Annotated in this window: 17 protein-coding genes; 4 read left to right on the top strand and 13 right to left on the bottom strand. The window is 46.1% G+C overall.

Translation table 11 applies throughout. The features are described 5' to 3' along the window. Positions 1 to 32: 32 nt before the first annotated feature. Positions 33 to 398, bottom strand: a complete 366-nt coding sequence (locus ACW9SV_RS08735) for a hypothetical protein (RefSeq protein WP_479556354.1) — start codon at positions 396 to 398, stop codon at positions 33 to 35. A gap of 24 nt (positions 399 to 422) precedes the next feature. Next, positions 423 to 659 carry an AtpZ/AtpI family protein gene (locus tag ACW9SV_RS08730; RefSeq protein ID WP_479556353.1) on the bottom strand — a complete coding sequence of 79 codons (237 nt, stop codon included), beginning with the start codon at positions 657 to 659 and terminating at the stop codon, positions 423 to 425. A gap of 327 nt (positions 660 to 986) precedes the next feature. Here ACW9SV_RS08730 and porW point away from each other — a divergent pair, with 327 nt between their 5' ends. The 3 genes from porW to uvrC are packed head-to-tail and all read left to right on the top strand — an operon-like array spanning position 987 to position 7,692. Further along, complete coding sequence (gene porW / locus ACW9SV_RS08725) at positions 987 to 3,569, top strand: type IX secretion system periplasmic lipoprotein PorW/SprE (protein WP_479556352.1); 2,583 nt, start codon at positions 987 to 989, stop codon at positions 3,567 to 3,569. Further along, positions 3,550 to 5,868, top strand: a complete 2,319-nt coding sequence (locus ACW9SV_RS08720; protein WP_479556351.1) for a penicillin-binding protein 1A — start codon at positions 3,550 to 3,552, stop codon at positions 5,866 to 5,868. Before porW ends, ACW9SV_RS08720 begins: the two co-directional genes overlap by 20 nt. Positions 5,869 to 5,889: 21 nt before the next feature. Next, entirely contained in the window at positions 5,890 to 7,692 is a 1,803-nt protein-coding gene (uvrC, locus tag ACW9SV_RS08715; RefSeq protein ID WP_479556350.1) for an excinuclease ABC subunit UvrC, read from the top strand. A 281-nt stretch (positions 7,693 to 7,973) separates the two neighbouring features. Here uvrC and porN read toward each other — a convergent pair whose 3' ends face one another. The 10 genes from porN to lipB all read right to left on the bottom strand — a co-directional run bounded on the left by porN (position 7,974) and on the right by lipB (position 18,099). Next, the gene (porN, locus tag ACW9SV_RS08710) at positions 7,974 to 9,011 is read right to left on the bottom strand and encodes a type IX secretion system ring subunit PorN/GldN (protein ID WP_479556349.1); all 1,038 of its coding nucleotides are present in this window, start codon (positions 9,009 to 9,011) and stop codon (positions 7,974 to 7,976) included. Between the two features lie 17 nt (positions 9,012 to 9,028). After that, positions 9,029 to 10,618, bottom strand: coding sequence for a type IX secretion system motor protein PorM/GldM (porM, locus tag ACW9SV_RS08705; protein ID WP_479556348.1), 1,590 nt, complete (start codon positions 10,616 to 10,618; stop codon positions 9,029 to 9,031). A 59-nt stretch (positions 10,619 to 10,677) separates the two neighbouring features. Next, on the bottom strand, positions 10,678 to 11,475 hold the full coding sequence (gene porL, locus ACW9SV_RS08700) for a type IX secretion system motor protein PorL/GldL (RefSeq protein ID WP_479556347.1): 798 nt from the start codon (positions 11,473 to 11,475) through the stop codon (positions 10,678 to 10,680). A gap of 74 nt (positions 11,476 to 11,549) precedes the next feature. Next, positions 11,550 to 12,572: a T9SS ring complex lipoprotein PorK/GldK gene (gene porK / locus ACW9SV_RS08695; protein ID WP_479556346.1), complete on the bottom strand. Its 1,023-nt coding sequence runs from the start codon at positions 12,570 to 12,572 to the stop codon at positions 11,550 to 11,552. 200 nt (positions 12,573 to 12,772) lie between these two features. Then, on the bottom strand, positions 12,773 to 13,741 hold the full coding sequence (locus ACW9SV_RS08690) for a PorP/SprF family type IX secretion system membrane protein (protein WP_479556345.1): 969 nt from the start codon (positions 13,739 to 13,741) through the stop codon (positions 12,773 to 12,775). 138 nt (positions 13,742 to 13,879) lie between these two features. Then, the gene (locus tag ACW9SV_RS08685; protein WP_479556344.1) at positions 13,880 to 14,671 is read right to left on the bottom strand and encodes a uroporphyrinogen-III synthase; all 792 of its coding nucleotides are present in this window, start codon (positions 14,669 to 14,671) and stop codon (positions 13,880 to 13,882) included. A gap of 63 nt (positions 14,672 to 14,734) precedes the next feature. Continuing rightward, entirely contained in the window at positions 14,735 to 15,862 is a 1,128-nt protein-coding gene (locus ACW9SV_RS08680; protein ID WP_479556343.1) for a DUF4271 domain-containing protein, read from the bottom strand. A 3-nt stretch (positions 15,863 to 15,865) separates the two neighbouring features. Beyond that, positions 15,866 to 16,801, bottom strand: a complete 936-nt coding sequence (locus ACW9SV_RS08675) for an MraY family glycosyltransferase (RefSeq protein WP_479556342.1) — start codon at positions 16,799 to 16,801, stop codon at positions 15,866 to 15,868. Positions 16,802 to 16,976: 175 nt separating this feature from the next. Then, a complete protein-coding gene (locus ACW9SV_RS08670) occupies positions 16,977 to 17,381 on the bottom strand; it encodes a hypothetical protein (protein ID WP_479556341.1) in 405 nt (134 codons plus the stop codon). Continuing rightward, complete coding sequence (gene lipB, locus ACW9SV_RS08665) at positions 17,365 to 18,099, bottom strand: lipoyl(octanoyl) transferase LipB (RefSeq protein WP_479556340.1); 735 nt, start codon at positions 18,097 to 18,099, stop codon at positions 17,365 to 17,367. Before lipB ends, ACW9SV_RS08670 begins: the two co-directional genes overlap by 17 nt. Positions 18,100 to 18,253: 154 nt before the next feature. Between lipB and ACW9SV_RS08660 the strand changes: the two genes are divergently transcribed. Next, complete coding sequence (locus ACW9SV_RS08660; protein ID WP_479556339.1) at positions 18,254 to 18,607, top strand: YraN family protein; 354 nt, start codon at positions 18,254 to 18,256, stop codon at positions 18,605 to 18,607. Positions 18,608 to 18,759: 152 nt separating this feature from the next. Here the strand turns inward: ACW9SV_RS08660 and ACW9SV_RS08655 are convergent, their stop codons facing one another. Next, complete coding sequence (locus ACW9SV_RS08655; RefSeq protein WP_479556338.1) at positions 18,760 to 19,674, bottom strand: toxin-antitoxin system YwqK family antitoxin; 915 nt, start codon at positions 19,672 to 19,674, stop codon at positions 18,760 to 18,762. Between the last annotated feature and the right edge of the window lie 31 nt (positions 19,675 to 19,705).

Below are 19,705 nucleotides of genomic sequence, written 5' to 3'. Positions count from 1 at the left end.
AAAAGCAATGGTTTTTATGTAAGCGCATTGCCCTATGCACGCTTTTTTGAATTTTGGCGCAAGTTACTCAACAATGCGTAGATTTCAAATCCGGCATAAATAAAATAAAGGATGAAAAAGTTTAATACAAATTGTACTAACTGCTCTGCATGGAAATATCTATATACAAAAACTGCTATTATAGAAAATACCATGCGCACCCCCATGGAAGCGTAATAATAGGCATGCAAGTTGGCAGCATCATGCGTTAAGCCCAGATTAGCGATGTAATGCGCAAACCCGGTCACAAACACAAAGAAGCCCAGCATATACCAAATATAGGCATGCACCAATTGCTGCCCGGTAAACATCTGAAGGGCGATTACAAGGAGCACTAATACCCCGGTAAGCAAAAGCATGCCTCTGAAAAAAATCACCGGTTCTTAGTTCTTACGGGTAAGTGACACAATAACAGAATACATACAGGCAAATACCGCAACCACCAATAGGCCTAACGTCCACCAAGGAGTATTGTTCTGGAAGTAAGCATCTAGTTTACGACCACCCACTGCGGCCACCCCCATGACCACAATCATCTGGAAGGCCAAGCCCGAATACTTCAGGTAAGGCTTCACCCCAGACTTTTCTTTGGACTCAGAGGGTTGTTGGCTTGGATCCATGTGCGTTTGCTCCGATTTTTGACAAAGGTAATCATCCCTGGCTCACCAAGGGGAGAAAGATTTCTCCTGCTTTTGCCTTATTTAAAAGAAAACAAGCCAAAAAAAGTTATGGTTCGCACAAAATTGGATTTCCTTCGTTTACCTGCCAGCATACATTTTGCGTAGTAGCGTACAAACGCCTAAAAAAATGTAAATTTGCTAGAAGCCTTGCAAGGGCCACTTTATACATTGAGCACCTGTACGTTTACGGCTTAGTTTGCTCAAAACCTGTATAAAATAAAAAAGGCCCTGCGCAGTTCTACTATTATCCCAACACTTGACCCAACGTTGAAACAAGCACGTTTTCTTTTTTTCATCCTCTTCCTGGCAACCGTAGCGGGCTGTTCCTCAGATAAGCCTTTGGGCAAACTGTACCGTAACATCAACGCCCGTTTCAACGGGTATTTTCTGGCCCGCCAAAAGATGGAGGCTGTAGAGGCCCGTCTGGATGCTGCCAATATAAACGACTACAACCGGGTACTGGATATTCTTCCTACGCCAGATACTACCCTTTTGAAAACCCTAGCGCCCGATTTGGACGAGGTAATCAAACGGGCTTCTTTCCCTATTGCGCGCCACCCTAAATCACGGTGGATAGATGACTGCTACGTACTGATTGGCAAGGCCCGCTACTACCAGGGCGAAGATGCGGAAGCTTTGAAGGCGTTCAGGTTTGTGCAGACTACCAGCCCAGACCGTCATGCCCGCCATGAGGCCATGGTCTGGATGATGCGGCTTTCCCTTCGGCAGAAAGACTATGACAATGTCACCTCTATTTCTGAGCAATTCAGGAAAGAGCGCATGAACGAAGACAACGGCCGCGAGCTACTTTTAACCCGGGCTCACTTGGCCAGCATCCAAAACAACCTGCCGCTAGTAATTGAAAACCTGGAGCAGGCAATCCCTTTTGCCCATAAGAAAGACCAGGAGGCGCGCCTTAGATTCATCTTGGGGCAGTTATACCAAGCCACTAACCAGGATGCCAAAGCCTATGAACAGTTTGCAAAGGTGCTGAAGAAACGGCCGCCGTATGAATTGGGCTTTTACGCGAACCTAAGCCTGGCTCAGGTAACAGAACTGAAAGACGTCACCGATAAAGAAAAGGTCAAGACCTTTCTGCACAAACTAGCAGACGATGACAAAAACAAGGAATACACTGACAAGATCTACTATGACCTGGCCAAGCTGGAGCTCCGGGAAAAGCAATATCCAGAAGCCCTGAAACTGCTTCGGCAATCCACCGCGGCTTCTACCACCAACAAGGTACAGAAAGCCTATTCTTACCTTTTATCGGGGCAGATTTATTATGAGAACCTGCAGCAATACGGCTTGGCCCAGGCTTACTATGATAGTACGCTTCAATTGCTGCCGCCTACTACCATGGGATATGAAGAACTAGCCGACCGACGCACTGTGCTCACCGCCTTCACCCAACAGCTGGAAATCATCCGGACGGAAGACAGTTTACAGGCTTTAGGCCAACTGGATGCCACTGAGCGCGCCCAACGCGTAGCCCAGCAGATTACCCGTGAGCGGGAACAGGAGGTTGCTGCTACTCAGGCGACAACCAATGCTACTGCTGCAGGCCCTACCCAGCAAACAGCCACTTTGCCCATCGGCGGAGCTGGAACGCAGGGCAGCACCTGGTACTTTGACAACCCCGTTGCCCGCGGAAGTGCCCGCAATGACTTCTTACGTGCTTGGGGTGACCGCCCCTTGCAGGATAACTGGCGTCGTATTACGGCAATCTCCGGGGGAACTGGTCTCACGGCCGGGCCAGTTACTGGCAGCAACGTAGACAGTACGGCCTTGGCCGCCGCTGCCGCTCAGAAACAAGCCACGTATCTTGCCGCTATTCCAGTTACTCCTGAGCAGCGCCAAGCCTCTGCCAAACGTGTCGAAGAAGCACTGTTTACTTTAGGCAACATTTACCAGCAGCGCTTGAGAGAACCCGAGAAAGCAGCACAGACCTTTCAGAAGTTACTGGAGCGTTTTCCGGCCTCTACACACGCTGCGGAAGCTTACTACAGCTTATATGTGATCTCGCAAGGGCTGCAAAGACCAGAAAAAGCTGCCGAGTACGCCAAAGCGCTAAAAGACCGTTTCCCTAACTCTAAATACAGCAAACTTATTGATCAGCCTGACTTCCTCAGAACCTACTCGGCAGAGAATATGGCAGCTCATGCCCTTTATGACTCGGCTTACGTGTTGTATGAGAAGGAGAAATACCCAGAGACCCTGGAGGTTTTAGCCTCGCTTTCGCAAAAGTACCCTCAAAACGACATCCAGGACCAAAGTGCTTTTCTGCAGGCTTTGGTAGCAGGACGCACCCAACCGGCGGCCACATTCAGAGCAGCCATGGAGCAGTTCATCATCAAGTACCCAGAAAGCCCCCTCCTACCCAAGGCCCGTGACTTCATGAATTTGTATCTTCGGTATGAGACCGGTGAGTTGGCCAAGGCTCCGGTTGACAGCACCCCTGTCGTTCGGAAGGAGGAGGTGCCGTCTTATAAAGCAGAAAGAAGCCTTCCGCATAGTTTTGTAATTGTGCATACCGGAGACAGCGTGGCGGTACAGCAGCTTATGAAAGCGTATGCCACTTACAATGCTCGTTTTCACCCCAAAAAGCAACTGAAGCTTGAGTCTTTACCTTTCAATGATAGCACCACATTGCTCATTATCCGGGCGCTGCCCGATTTCAAAGCCGCCCAGCAATACACTAAATTGCAAGCAGCTCGCAATTCTCCATTAGCCAATTTAAAAGGCTCGAATTTTGCTACCTTTGTCATAACAGATGCGAACCTGGCAGTACTTGAAATGTTGGGCAATATCGCAGACTATGTAGCTTTCTTTGAAAAAAATTACCAATAGCATGCCGTCTACGCCTACTTATAAGTACCGAAAATTCATTTCGGCGCTTTGGCTACTCTTTGGAGGAGGATTTGTGTTCTTCCTGTTATACGTTTTTGCCGTTAGCATTAACTTCCTGAACCTTTTTGGGGATCTGCCAGACCTGAAAACGTTGGAGAACCCTAAAAGCGAACTGGCTTCTGAAGTGTACTCAGAAGACGGCCAGCTTCTGGGAAAATACTTCCGGGAAAACCGCTCACCGGTTACGTATGAGCAACTGCCCAAAACCCTGGTAGATGCTTTAGTAGCCACGGAAGACATCCGGTTTGAAGAACACTCTGGTATTGACTTCAAAGGCACACTAGCGGTTCCTTATTACAAGCTTACCGGCAAGCAAGACCGTGGATCCAGTACGCTTACCCAGCAGCTGGCGCGTAACCTCTTCCGGACCCGTGATGACTTGAACAATGGTTTGCTCAGCGATGTACCAGGTCTGCGCATGCTCATCATCAAGACCAAAGAATGGATCATGTCGGTTAAACTGGAGCGCTCTTACACTAAGAAAGAGATTATGCTCATGTACCTGAACACCGTTGACTTTGGTAGTAATGCCTACGGGATTAAGGTTGCCGCTAAGACCTTCTTCAACAAGGAGCCAGAGCAACTTACCTTAGAAGAAAGCGCCACCTTAGTAGGTGTTCTGAAAGGGCCATCGTTTTACAGTCCGGTATTACGCCCCGAGCGTTCTTTGAGCAGACGAAACACTGTTTTGGACCAGATGCTCAAATACAACTACATTGATGAGTCCATTCACCAGGTAGCCAGTGCCAAGCCTATTAAATTAGACTTCAACGTGGAGAACCAAAACAAAGGCTTGGCTCCTTACTTCCGTACCGAAATTGGCAAAGCGCTGGCCCAATGGTGCCGTGATAATGGATATGACCTGTACGCTGATGGCTTGAAGATTTATACCACAATTGATTCACGCATGCAGAAGCACGCCGAAGCTGCGCTAGAGCAGCACATGAAACTCATGCAGCGGGAGTTCTTTCAGCAGTGGAAGGGCCGTAATCCCTGGGTCAATGATAACGGAAGAGAAATCAAGGGTTTCTTGATGGAGCGGATGAAAACAACGGCCCGTTACAAAAGCCTGGTTGAGCAGTACGGCAGCGATGAAGACTCAATCAAATACCACTTGAACCACAAAGTGCCCATGCGTATCTTCTCTTACAAAGGAGAAAAGGATACCCTTATGAGCCCTATGGATTCTCTGCGCTACTACAAGCATTTCCTTCACGCTGGCTTTATGGCCATGGACCCACTTAACGGGAAAGTAAAGGCTTGGGTAGGAGGGACCAACTTCAAGTACTTCAAATACGACCACGTGAAGCAAGGCGCCCGTCAGCCGGGTTCCACCTTTAAGCCGTTTGTGTATACCACTGCTATTGAGAAAGGCTTCTCCCCATGCTACACCGTTACGGATGCCCCGGTGACCATCATTAACCCTGATGGTAAGCCCTGGACGCCAAAGAACAGCGAGGGACGGTATTCAGGCCGCCGGATGACCTTACGTGAAGCGTTAGCGCTTTCTGTCAACAGCATCACGGCTTATCTGATGAAGAAATTGGGACCAGAAGAAGTAGTTTCCACCGCCAAACGCTTAGGCATTACCACGCCGCTAGATCCTGTTCCTGCTCTGGCCTTAGGCTCCAGTGACGTGACGCTCTATGACATGGTAGGCGCTTATGGCACGTTTGTCAACAAAGGCACCTGGAACCAACCTCAGTACTTAGTCCGAATTGAAGACAAGAACGGCAATGTGTTGCATGAGTACGCTCCTAAAACTCTGGAAGCCCTCAGCGAGGAAACTGCCTATTTAATGGTAAATATGCTGCAGGGCTCCGCCGATACCAGAGGTGGAACAGCGTACTACGGTCTTCGTCACCGCTATGGACTAAAAAACGAAATCGGGGCTAAAACGGGAACAACCTCTAACTACTCCGATGCTTGGTTTATGGGAATCACTCCTGACCTGGCCGCCGGTGTTTGGGTTGGTGGAGAAGATAGAAGCATTCACTTTAGAAGCGCCGCTTACGGGCAGGGAAACAAACTGGCTATGCCTATCTATGCCTTGTTCATGAAGAAAGTATATGCCGACAAATCTTTGAACGTTTCGCAAGGCGCTTTCCCTAAACCCTCGCAGCCGCTGTCCACAAATATCAATTGTGGCCGCACACACTTTGTACCTACCGTTGTCGATTCCGTAAAACAAGAGCAAACACTTACCCTACCGCAGAACGTAGAGGAAGGAACGTTTTAAGGAAGAAGCTAAGAGAAGACTGTGGAGGAATCATTAAAAGAGCAACTGAAGCATTTGCCCCATCGCCCTGGCATTTACAAATACTATGATGACAAGGGAATCATTTACGTGGGCAAGGCTATTGACATCCGCAAGCGGGTAAGTTCCTATTTTAACCGATCCACCCAGCACAACAAGAAAACCTTGAAGCTGATCTCGCAGATCAAGCGGATAGAGTTTACCATTGTAGACAGCGAGGCTGATGCTTTTTTACTGGAGAACAACCTTATAAAACAGCATCAGCCTAAATACAACATCCTGCTGAAGGATGGCAAGTCTTACCCATATCTCTGCATCACCAATGAGCGGTTCCCCAGAGTGCTCAGCACTAGGAACAAACTGAATGATGGCTCACGCTATTTTGGTCCCTACCCTAGTGTGACCAGCATGTACGTGGTATTGGAACTGATCAGGACCTTGTACCCGCTGCGTACCTGTAGCTATAACTTGAGCCCGGCTAACATTGAGGCTGGTAAATTCAAAGTTTGTCTAGAGTACCACATCGGTAACTGTAAAGGTCCGTGCGAGGGCCTCTACGATGAAACAGAATACAACCAACACATTCAACAAATCAGGAACATCCTTTCTGGGAATCTCACGGTAGCTAAAAATTACTTCAAAGAAGCTATGTCTGCCGCTGCTGCGGATTACCAGTATGAGTTAGCCCATCAGTACAAACAGAAGTTGGACCTGTTGGATGACTTTCAGGCAAAATCTACCGTGGTTAGCCATACGCTTACCAACATAGATGTTTTCACTATTACGTCTAATGAAAAGTGCGCCTTCATCAACTACTTAAAGGTGATGAACGGTTCTATTATCGGAACTCAATCCTTAGAGTTGCAGAAGAAACTGGAGGAGACAGATCAGGATATCTTGGCTTCCATGATCATGCAGCTACGTCAAGACTTTGAAAGCACCTCTAAAGAGATTCTGGTGAACATTGATGATCTGGTTCTTCCGTTGGAAGGCATCACCATCACGGTTCCTCAAATAGGCGATAAACGGAAGCTGCTAAATCTCTCTTTGAAAAATGCCTTGTATCTACGCAAGGAGAAAGAGAGCATGCAGGACAAGTCTAAAGACAGCAATGAGGTACGCATCATGGAAACCATGAAACGTGACCTTCGGCTTACCGAATTACCCAAGCATATTGAGTGTTTTGATAACTCAAACTTTCAGGGAGACAACCCGGTTGCTTCCATGGTTTGCTTCCGGAATGCGAAACCTTCAAAAAAAGATTATCGGCATTTCCACATAAAGACCGTAGTAGGCCCTGATGACTTCGCTTCCATGTATGAGGTGGTAACACGGAGATACCGCAGGTTGATAGATGAGGGTGCCTCTTTACCGCAGTTGATTATCATAGATGGTGGTAAAGGCCAATTAGGTATGGCGGTGAAAGCCTTGAAGGATCTAGGCATCTACGGGCAAGTAGCTATTGTGAGTATTGCCAAACGCCTTGAAGAGATCTTTTACCCAGGAGACTCGCTTCCACTTTACATTGACAAGAAATCAGAAACCCTTAAGTTGATCCAGCGCCTTCGGAACGAAGCACACCGATTTGGCATCACCTTCCACCGCTCCCTGCGTGATGCTGGTACCTTGCAAACCGAGTTAACTAAGATCAAAGGTTTAGGTCCTGCTAGTGCCGAGAAGCTTCTTAGTAAGTTCAAATCAGTGAAAAAGATCGCTGAACTCTCTCAGGAAGAACTGGAGAGCGAAGTAGGAAAGAGCAAAGCACGTCTTTTGGTAGATTACTTCTCCCAAACTGAAAAGAAGTGAGTTGTTTCTGCGCTGTTTTCTAGAAAACAGCGCAGAAACAACTCACTTCTACTTTCTTCCCATTAGTACCCGCAACTTCCATTTTGAACCACTTCCTTTTTAGGCCTCTTTTAATAAAATTAGCCTAAAACCCATCCACCTCCTTTCAAGATTATGTCTACTCATGCTGATGTAGCTATCCCTTGTGATTGTCTTTTAGTCACTCCCCAACTTTGCTAGATCACAGGACATAAAAAAAGGAGATCATTTCTGACCTCCTTTTCTGTTATTATTTCTGGAGACTAGTAGCTCCACAAGCTGTATTCAAACTCAATGAGTTCTTCCATGGCTTGTTGAGCGGCCAATAAGCCTTTTTTACCACCACCATATTGCTCTTCTAAGCGGGCATCACCAACGTTAGAAACTTTAGTGATGTACGAGCTGAACAACCATAAGTCAAAAGCATCGGCTAGGTTCTTGTGCTGTGCATCGTTCTGAGCGTTGAACCAAAGTGCCTCGTCTGGGTGCGCTCTGAAAACTCTAGCCAAATCGCTGTATTTGAAAGACGCAATTGGTTTCTCAAATCCAAGGCTGTTGTACTTCGCGGGCATGATCAGGGTGATGGCCTGGATATCATGATAAAGTCTTGAACGCTTTTTATCAAATACCACATCCTCTTTGATCTCAAGTTTGTACAGCTCATTAGGAAGAAGCTCATTGCCTGTAGTTACGGCAGCAGCCGGAGCAGGAGTAGTGCCTTTCTTGGCTGGTGTAGCAGCTTTCTTAGCTGGAGCAGGTGTTCCCCATCCGTCATCCTCTACAGCGGCCGGAGCATCAAAACCTGCTGCTTTCTCAGCTTCGGTTAATCCACCACTTGTTTCAGCAGGAGTCATGTTGCCAAAAAACTCCTGAGCAGTGATAGGGGTGTTCAAGGTATCTGAACGGTAAGGCTGCAACTCACCACGTTTCACCGCTTCAGTGATCAGCTTAGAGATTTGCTTTCCGCTGGAGAACATTGGTAGGTTTTGCTTTTCGCGCAAATCAACCGCTCTCCAAACTGTTTTCTTGAACATTACATCAGAGGGCGGAATTGGTCTGGCAGAAGCAGGCGCAGCCAAAGAGCTATCCATTCTTGCCTGTGCCAATTCGGCTTGCTTTTGCATTTCTTGCTGGCGAGCTAACTCTTCCTGGCGCGCTTTCTCAGCGGCAGCTTGTGCAGCGGCACTTTGCTGTGCTCTCTGCGCAGAAGTAGTTGACTTTTTAGTAGTACGCTTTTGCGCCATACTAACAACCGGCATGCTAAGCAGACCCGCTAAACCCAACACAATTAACTTCTTCATGGTACTTTAATTAACTACTAGTTAAGCTGAAACGTGATACTTGAGTTATCAGAAGGAACAACTTCCTGCTGATCACGATAGTTCATTCGACGAATTTCTTTCACGTCGATGGCAATTCTGTCACCTGGACGAGCCTGGCCAGCCAAATTACCTAAACTCACAGTTGGTCCTGTTCCTTGTACTGAACCAACCGGACGGCTACCACGCACCAGATACACGGTGTATTGTGTCACTCTGTAACGGGCATCTTTCGGTAATTGGTTCTTAAAGCTTTCGTCAGGAATAGCCTGTACAGACAAGGTACGAGGTCCTGGAGCTGGCATTCCTTTCACTACATCAACTGGGCGTCCGTTAGCAGAAGCTACTACACGTGGTCTTGGTACCAGTTTCACAGTAAAGTCTTGTGAACCGATTGCGTTTCCGCCGCTGCTCACATTTAGTTTTACTTGTCTTGAAGTAGGGATGATGGTCAAGAATCCTTTTTTAGCTCCTTTTACCACAGTTGCACCTGAAGCAGAGAACGAAGGATCATACACAGCACCTAAAGCAGGTACCTGTACACTTAGTTCGTTTCCGCAGTTGAAGTACAGTGAGTTGATAGAAGCAGACTGGATTTGCATTACTGGTTTTGCAACCACGTAGTCTTGCGTTACGGTAAAGGTGGTATCACGGCCGCTTGCCTGACGGAAACGTACCTGACCTCTCCATTGCTTTTTCGCATTTCCTTCTGAATCGTAGTTACCGGCAGTAGCGGTAAATTCAATTTTACCTTTTCCGCCTTGAACCGGAATAGATCTTCCGTCAACAGACATGGTAGGAGTTACTGCATCAGAAGAAGCAGCCAAGAACATTTCGGCTTTGTATTTGGTACCAGCCGCTACGGTCTTAGACTCAGCACTAGCCATCGCGAAGATGTTCTCAAACTTGATGATGTCTGCACCTACTTTTTGGGCTAACTGAGAAAGGGTTTCTGCTTCGTATTTCAATACTTCAGATTCTTTCTGGGCCAATGTAGCCAAAGCAGCCACCATTGGAGTTTCCTCAAAGTTCAACTGCGCAAAGTTCTTTTTACGCTGGTCTTTGTTTTGGGCAACACGTGGGTCTTCTGAACCATTCATGGCAAGTTTAGCAGGAACTCCTGGATTGTACTGGCGCAAGAAAGCTGCATAGTTGTTCAGCTGTTGCTCTAGTTCATATCCCTTTCCTTTCTTCAAACCGCCAATCATTACTTCATTCACTACCTCGTTGGCTTCTGGATTAATGTAGTTTCCTTCTGCATCTTTCCCACCGGTTTCCTTTTCTAATTGTTCACGCAGGCCACGGATATAAGCCACCATCTCAGCGGTTTTAGCGCTTACTTGCTGGGCTTGTTCCACTACTTGCTTGTCTTTTGCTGTACTAGCTCCTTCTTCTACTGCTGCTTGGATGCCTTTCACGGCTCCTTTGTTGTCGTTTACCGTTTTGCGGTTCACTTCCATCAAACTGGCATCAATGAATTGGAATTTTAAAAGTATTGCAGAGCTTACGTTCAATGCCAACAGCGCAGTCAGTACGAGATACATCATCCCGATCATCTTTTGCCGTGGCGTCTCTTTTCCTCCAGCCATAGTATCCTGTAGTGTTTACCTTTTTATTATATCTTAAATTTATAGAGGAATGGCAGAGATTATCCTCTCATGGCATTTAGCATGTTGCCATACACGTTGTTCAAAGAATGCAGGTTTTTAGTTAGGTTAGTTACCTCATCTTTAAATTGCTCAGTTTCACGGCTCGCTTGAGTAAGGTTCTCCATAGCGTTGGTGATGCTACCGTAAAACTTGTTGATAGACTTCAAGTGGTTGTTGGCATCCTGAAGCTCCATTTCATACACTGCGTTCAGTGCACCTAAGTTCTTAGTCACCTGCTGTACTTGTGCGTGGTACGCTTGCGTATCTGCAGTAGCAGTAGCCATTTGAGACACAACTTGCAACGTAGTACCGTATGCATCGTTGATTTTATCTAATGAACCTGTAGCCGTTCTTACGCGGGCTGCATATTCCTTAGTAGCAACAGTAGCGTCTGTTAAGTCAGAGATCTGAGCGGTTGTCTCGCTTAGGCGGTTTAAGCCTTGGCCCAAAGAGCTGATAGTAGCAGGAGTTACGTTTGCATCACGCAACATCTTGTCTAAATCACCAGTGATAGATGGGCCAGCAGCTGCTGCAGGTACAGTAGGAAGCGGACCATCGTAATCATCACGCAATTGTGGGTATACACGCTCCCACTCTGGCTCATGCGGAGGGTTTGGTTGAAACGCACTCAAGAAGAAAATAATAGCCTCGGTACCCAAACCAACAATTAGCATTTCATTGGCTCCATCTAAGTGGAGAATTTTGAATAACGCTCCAACAATTACTACTGCAGCACCAATACCATAAATTTTTGGCATCACCTTATCGAAGAAGAAGTTGCCTCTTGCTTTGCTCATTTTTTGACAGATTTAGATTGTAAGTATTTGGGTTAAGGAATTAATTAATAAAGGCTCTTTTATGTAACCTGAGATTATCTTCCCAAGTCGAAGTCAGATGAACGTCCAATGTAAATCATCGCGCTACGGAAACCGATGAATGAACGGGCAGAATCCTGATATTCGAAGTTACGAACACCTGTTTCAAGGAAATGGGCAATGTCTTTCCATGAACCACCACGCACAATTTTACGTGGCTCATTGTCGTCATAGTAGGTTGGGTTCAAATCCCAAACCACTGGCACAGTAGCCTCAGAATAAGCATCTTCGCACCACTCAGCCACGTTACCAGACATATCATATAAACCGAAATCGTTAGGGTAATATTGTCCTACTGGCGCAGTATATGTAAAGCCATCGCTGTAGTAATCACCACGACCTGGTTTGAAGTTAGCTAACATACAGCCTTTGGCGTTACGCAGGTAAGGACCACCCCAAGGATAAGTAGCTAAGTCACGTCCACCACGGGCGGCATACTCCCACTCTGCCTCAGATGGCAAACGGAAGCTAGGCATGGGCGCCATCCCGCTTTCTACATTGTAGTTGTTCTTATGTTTTGTTCTCCAGTTGTTGAAGTATTTGGCAGCAAACCAGTCTACTCCTACTACCGGAAAGTCATCAAATGCAGGGTGTGAGAAATAATACTCCATCAATGGATCACCCATGTGATAAGTAAAGTCTTTCACCCATACAGTTGTATCTGGATATAATTGGGTCATTACAAACTCCTCCCCAAGAACATCCAGTGAATCCTGACGAATGGCATCCACGAACTGACGGTACTCATTGTTGGTGATTTCGGTCTCGTCCATGTAGAAACCACCAATAGTTACCTGCTTGTTCATGTTAGACATACTGGCAGCTATATCCTGATCTGTTTGCCCCATATGAAAAGTACCACCTGGGCAAGCAATCATTCCGTAAGGAATTTCCTGCGGATTGAATTCCGGGCGATCTTCTGCCCCAATCACATCACCCTGTGAATCTCTACCCATACCACAACCTGCCATCAAGACTACGCTTAGAGCAATGGCAGAAAACTGTAAAAACTTAATCATATTCTTGGACTTGAAAAAAAGCAGCGTTTTCGCTTAGCAGTTATAATTTTTTAAGATAGCAACTATATGTCCTTATTAAAAAACAAAACTAGTGTTTTTTCTTGAAGATCAATATCCTAACGAGGCAAAGAAAATAATATTTTATTCAAGCAACAATTCCCTCAACGTTAGTGATATGCATGTTACTTAAAAGTAAGTAATTAGAAGAAGTAGCGGGGGGTTCTAATAGGGGGCTTTGTATTATTCCTAGGCTTTGGCAGTCTGTAGCCCAACATCACCTCATGGGAGGTGGCACTTTTGGCATCTGTACCTACGGCGGTATAATCAAACGCATATCCAAAGCTCAGTGCGTTGTCCTTTAAAAGATAAACACCTAACATACCTGTAATTGCCTCCCCAAACCTGTACCCTGCTCCTCCCCAGAATTTATCATTAAAAGTTGCTCTTCCTCCCAACTCTACAGAGGTGACACCGGCGCTCATATCTTGTTTAAGCAAAGCCGTAGGAATTACGTTTATAGCATCAGAAAGTTCTAACTCATACCCTGCGGTAACCATAAGGTGTTTTTCACCTGTAACAGTTCCGTAATTGCCATCATTTTGTTGATTTTCAAATTGGTAGTTTGCTCCCAGGAGGTTGGTTACACCCGCGCCGGCATACCAGTTTTCATGCTGAAACCACAAACCTGCACCTATGTCAAACTTACGGTCAGAACTGTTATAGGGTACCCGGATATCGCCTTGCTCGTTTGCCCGATACCCACCCTTACTCATATTGGTCAATCCGCCTTGCACCCCAATTCCTAAAGTACCGCCACCAATGGATAGGTGATAAGAATAAGCTAATTGCGCATTGAAAATATCTACCGCCCCAATTTCGTCCTTCATCACTACCAATCCAATTCCGCTCTTCAGGCCCGAGATAGGAGCAGAAACCGTGAATAAGGCTGTTTTAGGCGAACCTCCTGCATCAAACGTTCCGTCATACCCTAACCATTGATACCGATAAAGCACATTTAGTTCAGTCTGCCCCTTTACTCCCGCATACCCAGGGCTAATAAACTGGCCGTTAAAGCCATAATGGCTGAATTGAGGCAACTGTTGCGCCTGCACCGAGAAAGAGAGCAGGAGCCCAAACAAAAATACCAGTAGACCAGATTTGTGCTTCATGTATAGCATTGAATTACCCTCGTTTAGACAAGAGTCGTTTGGCAAAAGCTAGCAATTTATCTATTAACTACCAAAAGTTAACCTTATTATTCTAACCCTACCATGCTACGCACAAACCGAAGAAAAGTAACAAGGGGTTTACTTTTTCTTAGAATGTTGTTGGATATAAACCTCAATAGCCCCCGTCATGGAAGGTGCGTTAGGCATAGGAGCCTCAATGTCCAACTCCAATCCGGCATCACGAACCGCTTGAGCAGTAGTTGGCCCAAATGCTGCAATACGGGTACCATCCTGAACAAAATCAGGAAAATTGGTAAATAAAGAGTGAACCCCTGAAGGACTAAAGAACGCGATACAATCGTACTTCACCTCGGCCAGGTCTGAGAGATCAGAAGCCACGGTTTTATACATGGTTGCCTCCGTGAAAGTGAAACCATTCGCCCGCATGAACTCAGGAATGTCCTCTTTTCTGATGTTGGAGCAAGGATACAGGAACTTCTCACTTTTGTGCTTCTTCAACACATCAAAAAGATCAGAAGCTGTTTTTCCTCCTATGAACAATTTCCGCTTTCTAAGAACGATGTACTTCTGCAGATAGTACGCTGTCTGGTCTGAGATACAGAAATATTTCATTTCAGCAGGCACTTCAATTTTGCCTTCAGAACAGATTCTAAAGAAGTGGTCTACGGCATTACGGCTGGTAAATATTACCGCAGTATGATCCAGGATAGAGACTTTATCTTTCCTGAAATCTTTGTAAGAAACAGGCTCAATTTCAATAAAGGCTCTAAAATCTACTTTGATGCCGTATTTCTCTGCAATGCTTAGATACGGGGAGTTATCATTTGCCGGCTTTGGCTGTGTGACTAGAATACTAGAAATTTTCTTTGAATGTCTATCAGCACCCAGCGCTTCTTTACCGTCAGCCATATTTAGAAGGTCGTTTAACAACTTTTAATCTAAAATCTGTAAGAATTCCTGTTTTGATGCACTTTACACGAAAACGATCAGTTTAAGCAAAATCATCAGTGGAATCACTTCTGTGGCGCAAAGGTAGGAAAATAAATGTAGATTTTTGAGGGAATATTTTTTACTAACTGTATGGAAAGTCCTTATTACGGTAAAGACCAGAAGGGCTGTAATACTCACATTGGCAATCCAATAAACCACCCCCGGGGTAGAGGACCACAACCCTAGATACAGCAACAGAACAAAGGGCAGAAACAACCCCATTCCCAGCAAAGTACGCAGGAACTCCCGGTACTGAGAAAGCACCATTTCTCCCACGCCAAAAATAAATCCCATCAACCGCAGAAAGAGGTATTTGAAGAGCACAAAGAGGAATATCATCAAAGAGTACAGCAGGATCTTTGAGATAAGATCTGCCTGGGTGGCGGTGAAGAGTTGATTTAGTAGGGCCAAGTCCTCCAGATTGGTATGGACAGCCACAATAAGCAAGGCAAAAGAAAGGGCAAATGCCAGCACAAACAGAATACTGGACCAGTTCCCGATGGGCTTCGCCAATAAACCCTCCTCCAGCGTGGAAAGCTTCGTAAAGCTACTCCACCGGAAAATACTGGCAAAGTCTGAGTAAAATGTCATCCGCAAGGCCCCATAAATCAAGCCTACAATCACCATAAAAAAGATCAAGGCGCTTCGGTGAGCATCTGGCTGCTTAGGAATAGGCCGATACAAGGCAGAGGGCCTGGAGTCTAACGAAGCCATCTGCTCCTGGGGAACTTTAAAAGAGGGATAGTCTGGCTGCTGGTCTGGGTGCCAAACGGTAAGCAGGTATTTCTTCCCGGGCTTCAGGAAAGGAGATAAATCTAAGGTATACCGTGCCGTTGAGTCTGCCACAAAAACCAACCGGTTATCTAGGAAAAGACACAATTCTTTACGGGCTGCAAACTCAATCCTAGGATTAGTGAACTTATCTAAGCCAATCCACTGGTAGAGCGCCTGATGTTCATTATGAAAATCAGGCAGATACGGCACTAGTTTATTTTGACGAGGCTGGTAAATAAGCCAGTCAGAGGATAGCAGTGGCTTTAGGGTTTCTGACTGCCCTAACGCAACCCCACACCACAGCCAAAAACTTAATACCGCCCCCCAAAATTTCATGCTTTAAGCACTTGTAGTTGCCTTTGTGGAATACTGCCCTAAAACTAAGCTTAGAACTAAGGAAAAGCCAAGAAGACAAAGCAACAGAGTCAGGTTGCCCCAATGAGAGAAGTTAAAGACAAACAGAATCACCAGCACATTCAGGAGCGCCAAAATAAGTACAGTGGACACTTGGCTGAAGCCCATCGCCAAGATGCGGTGGTGGATGTGGTTCTTATCTGGTGCAAAAGGAGACACCCCCTTCAAAATTCTTATAAGCGAGACTCTCACCGTATCAAACAAAGGCACAAATAGCACGCCCAAAGCCACCATTGGGGAAGAAGGTACCGCCCGCATCTCTATGAACTGGATGGCCATGATGGAAACCACAAAGCCGCAAAGCAGGGAACCAGTATCTCCCATGAAGATTCGGGCTTTGTAGAAGTTATACCGTAGAAAGCCTAACAAGCCGCCAATCAAGCAAACTGCCACCCCTGCGTAATTTGAATAGGACTCTATATGCGCATACCAAAAGAAAAACCCGAAGGTAGACACCACAATGGTCACAATGGTCCCGGCCAAACCATCTAAGCCATCAATTAGGTTAATGGCATTGGTAATCCCTACAATGGTAAAGAAAGTAAAGCCATAGCTTAACCCATCGGGTAGCTCATGGATGCCAAAAATGCCTTGGAAACTGGTTACCCTGATATCTGCAATAAACATGACCACCCCAGTAGCCAACACCTGCATGAAGAACTTCTTGAAAGCTGAAATGGTAACCAAGTCATCTTTCAGGCCGCCAAAGAAGAGGATAATACAACCTGCCAATACCTGCTGTACGCCATTAGACAGATCCCCGAAGATGGTAAGGGCAGACATGAAACCTGCAAATACCCCTAATCCTCCTAAACGAGGGGTGAGCGACACGTGCACCGTCCGTTTATTAGGTTGATCCAAGATGTTCTTTAAATGCGCTACATAAACAATAGAGGGGATCGCAAATAAAGTGATAAAAAAAGACCAGCTAAAGGAAAGTAGGTAGGTAAAAAATTTCATGCCATAAGTAATGTAAAAACATAATTCTGAGCCTTGTGCCAGCGGCGCATCCCAGCATAGATTTTAAGGGGAAAGATCAGGAATGCAGAACTCCCTCTTTGCCCAGTATAGAAATTGAAATCAAGTTTTCTTCCGCAACACTACCCGGCACAAACAAAAACCGTTTGTCGTGGATGTTCCTACCTATGTAGTAGCTTACAAAATATTCATTGGTGATTTGAAACAACTCAGGGTCAATTGGCTCTATCTGCAAGGCACTTTTGGGCGCTACCTGCTCAAACAGGTGCCGAAGCACCGAGGTCTTCACTTCCTGCCCATCCCGCTCCCCGTATCCTTTTGAGGAAACAAGCACATTCTCCAGGTAAAAATCGTTGTTGTTGATAAAGTAGACATTCCACTCCTCCAAGCCCAACGCATTCACATCCCGGGCAATGGCCACGGACACTCCTTCTACCTCATGAAAATCAATGTCTTTCTTCATATTGACGCACCAACATCTTGGCTTCGAATAATTGTTCAAAATGGCGAAGCAGTTTCTCCTCTACCTCTTCTACAGGCACGGCATGCCCCACTTCCTTTTCCAGCGACGTCACCGCCTTGTCAGAAATACCGCAAGGCACAATGTTGCCAAAGTAATTTAGGTCTGTATTCACGTTAAGCGCCAACCCATGCATGGTCACCCAACGGCTGCATTTTACGCCCATGGCACAGATTTTTCTAGGGTTACTCTGTTCCTCAAAATCTAACCACACCCCAGTCAATCCGGCAATTCTGCCCGTTTTAAGGCCATATTCGGCTAGGGTCTGGATAACTGCTTCTTCCAGCAATCGAAGGTACTGATGAATATCGGTAAAGAAGTTCTCCAGGTCCAGGATAGGGTACGCGACTAATTGCCCAGGGCCATGATACGTGATATCGCCCCCGCGGTTTATCTTATAGAAAGAGGCATGTTTTTCTTCCAGCCCCTGCTCATCTAACAGTAGATGCGCCTCATGCCCGCTTTTACCCAAGGTATACACATGCGGATGCTGGCAAAACAGCAGGTAATTGGGCGTTGCCTGCTTCTGATCCTCAGGTAAAGACCGGTTCTGCGTTTTTATATTTACGGTGCTCTTCAGAAGCTGCTCCTGGTAATCCCATGCCTGCTGGTAATCTACCAAGCCCATCCTCTCAAAAACGATGTCTCTGTTCTGCTTCATGGTCCTGAGGGCCTACCTTTCTCTATCAATAATATTACTTAGCCTTGCAGCCCTGCCTCCGCGATGTCCTATACAGGAACCTACTATTCACGTATAGAAGGCTTTGCATCTGGAAAACTGTGCAAATTACTCATTAAACCAGCACCTACCAAAAATGGCGCATAATACTATTTTAGGCAAACTTGGGGAGCAGGCTGCGGCGGACCATCTGATAGGCAAGGGATACTCTATAATAGAGAGAAACTACCGCTACAAACGCGCCGAGGTGGACCTCATAGCCACCTCGGGCAAGGTATTGGTCTTAATAGAGGTAAAAACGAGAAGCAACCACCAGTATGGCTACCCGGAGGAGGCAGTCTCCTCCAGAAAAGAAGAAATGCTGCAATTGGCGGCCGAGCATTATATAGAGCGGCACCAATGGCAGCACGACGTTAGGTTTGATGTAATTTCAATAATCTGGCACCAAAATAAGCCCGAGATCCTGCACATTGAAGATGCCTTTCATTAGCTTGCTTTAGTTAAGAACAGCAACACCCATCATCACGAAGCTAACGGGCCCTAGAACTATTTGATAGGATACGAAAAAGAAAAGCCCCGTTTGGGGCCTGTTTAAAGAAAACAGGTTCCAAACGGGGCTTTGTTATTATTTTTACTTAAGCGTTATTGGTCTTTCTTCTCAAACACCAGTGAGCCGTGCCGGTCATATTGCTTTACCAGAACAGGCTCTACAGGCTTGTCAAAAGCAGACTCGGCGTATTGGAACTCAAACTGTCGGCGCCCTCTGAAATCATAGAAATTAATCCAGGTGCCCACTTTACGGCCTTTATCATAAGTTCCTTGCCATTCTAACTGCCCGTTTTCATAGAACTTGTAGTATTCGCCTTGCACCTGGCCATATTGGTAAGGAATCACTTCTTTAATCTTGGTCTTGGCGGCATCATAGTAGGTAATCACGGCATCTCGCAGGAACCCTTTCTCATAATGCTGCCGCTGCGTCAAGGTACTGTCTGGTCTGAAGGTTTCCCAACGCAGGTGTTTGGCGCCCACGTAGAAATAGCCTTGTTCAATCAATACATCGCCCCGCATCTTGGTGTACGGCCCGTGCAGAATGAGCATCTGGGTTTTTGAAGGGTCAAGGGTGGGCGCTCTGAAAATCTTGCGCTTCTTCACATCAAAGAAGTGCTTATCCCGCACATACGGATTGGGGTCTTTGTATTCCGGCAAATAGTAAAAGGTCTCTACGATCTCGTTCTTGCCTTTTCCCTGCCGGGCAAAGCCTCTTTTCACGCGGTACCCGAAGTACGTCTTTTTCTTTTTAGACTCTTTCTTCTCCTTTTTGTTTTTAGGATCAGAGATACTGTCTTTTTTGGCGGTCGCCAAGGAAGGCTTCGCCAGAGAATCATTCAGGATAGCTGTATCGATGGGGACCTCTACCAAAGCAGCTTTGTCTTTCTGCCAGAAAAACAGCTTCTTTTTCTCTTTGCCTATAATCTGAGCCTGTGTCTCATAGGGCAGCCCCCAGGCAACTCCCAGAATAAACAACAGCATTTTCGCCCAAACTCTCATCTCACCCATAGTAGACTTCTACTTTCTGAATTTTAGATTA

This window comes from Rufibacter sp. JT20002 (assembly GCF_056491185.1).
Note: the sequence above shows the minus strand (reverse complement) of the source record. Positions and strands in the feature narration are given on the sequence as shown.

Coding starts and splice junctions, on each gene's coding strand:
- ACW9SV_RS08735 (WP_479556354.1), bottom strand. CDS start 398: ATGCTTTTGCTTACCGGGGTATTAGTGCTCCTTGTAATCGCCCTTCAG.
- ACW9SV_RS08730 (WP_479556353.1), bottom strand. CDS start 659: ATGGATCCAAGCCAACAACCCTCTGAGTCCAAAGAAAAGTCTGGGGTG.
- porN (WP_479556349.1), bottom strand. CDS start 9,011: ATGAAGAAGTTAATTGTGTTGGGTTTAGCGGGTCTGCTTAGCATGCCG.
- porM (WP_479556348.1), bottom strand. CDS start 10,618: ATGGCTGGAGGAAAAGAGACGCCACGGCAAAAGATGATCGGGATGATG.
- porL (WP_479556347.1), bottom strand. CDS start 11,475: ATGAGCAAAGCAAGAGGCAACTTCTTCTTCGATAAGGTGATGCCAAAA.
- porK (WP_479556346.1), bottom strand. CDS start 12,572: ATGATTAAGTTTTTACAGTTTTCTGCCATTGCTCTAAGCGTAGTCTTG.
- ACW9SV_RS08690 (WP_479556345.1), bottom strand. CDS start 13,741: ATGAAGCACAAATCTGGTCTACTGGTATTTTTGTTTGGGCTCCTGCTC.
- ACW9SV_RS08685 (WP_479556344.1), bottom strand. CDS start 14,671: ATGGCTGACGGTAAAGAAGCGCTGGGTGCTGATAGACATTCAAAGAAA.
- ACW9SV_RS08680 (WP_479556343.1), bottom strand. CDS start 15,862: ATGAAATTTTGGGGGGCGGTATTAAGTTTTTGGCTGTGGTGTGGGGTT.
- ACW9SV_RS08670 (WP_479556341.1), bottom strand. CDS start 17,381: ATGAAGAAAGACATTGATTTTCATGAGGTAGAAGGAGTGTCCGTGGCC.
- lipB (WP_479556340.1), bottom strand. CDS start 18,099: ATGAAGCAGAACAGAGACATCGTTTTTGAGAGGATGGGCTTGGTAGAT.
- ACW9SV_RS08660 (WP_479556339.1), top strand. CDS start 18,254: ATGGCGCATAATACTATTTTAGGCAAACTTGGGGAGCAGGCTGCGGCG.
- ACW9SV_RS08655 (WP_479556338.1), bottom strand. CDS start 19,674: ATGGGTGAGATGAGAGTTTGGGCGAAAATGCTGTTGTTTATTCTGGGA.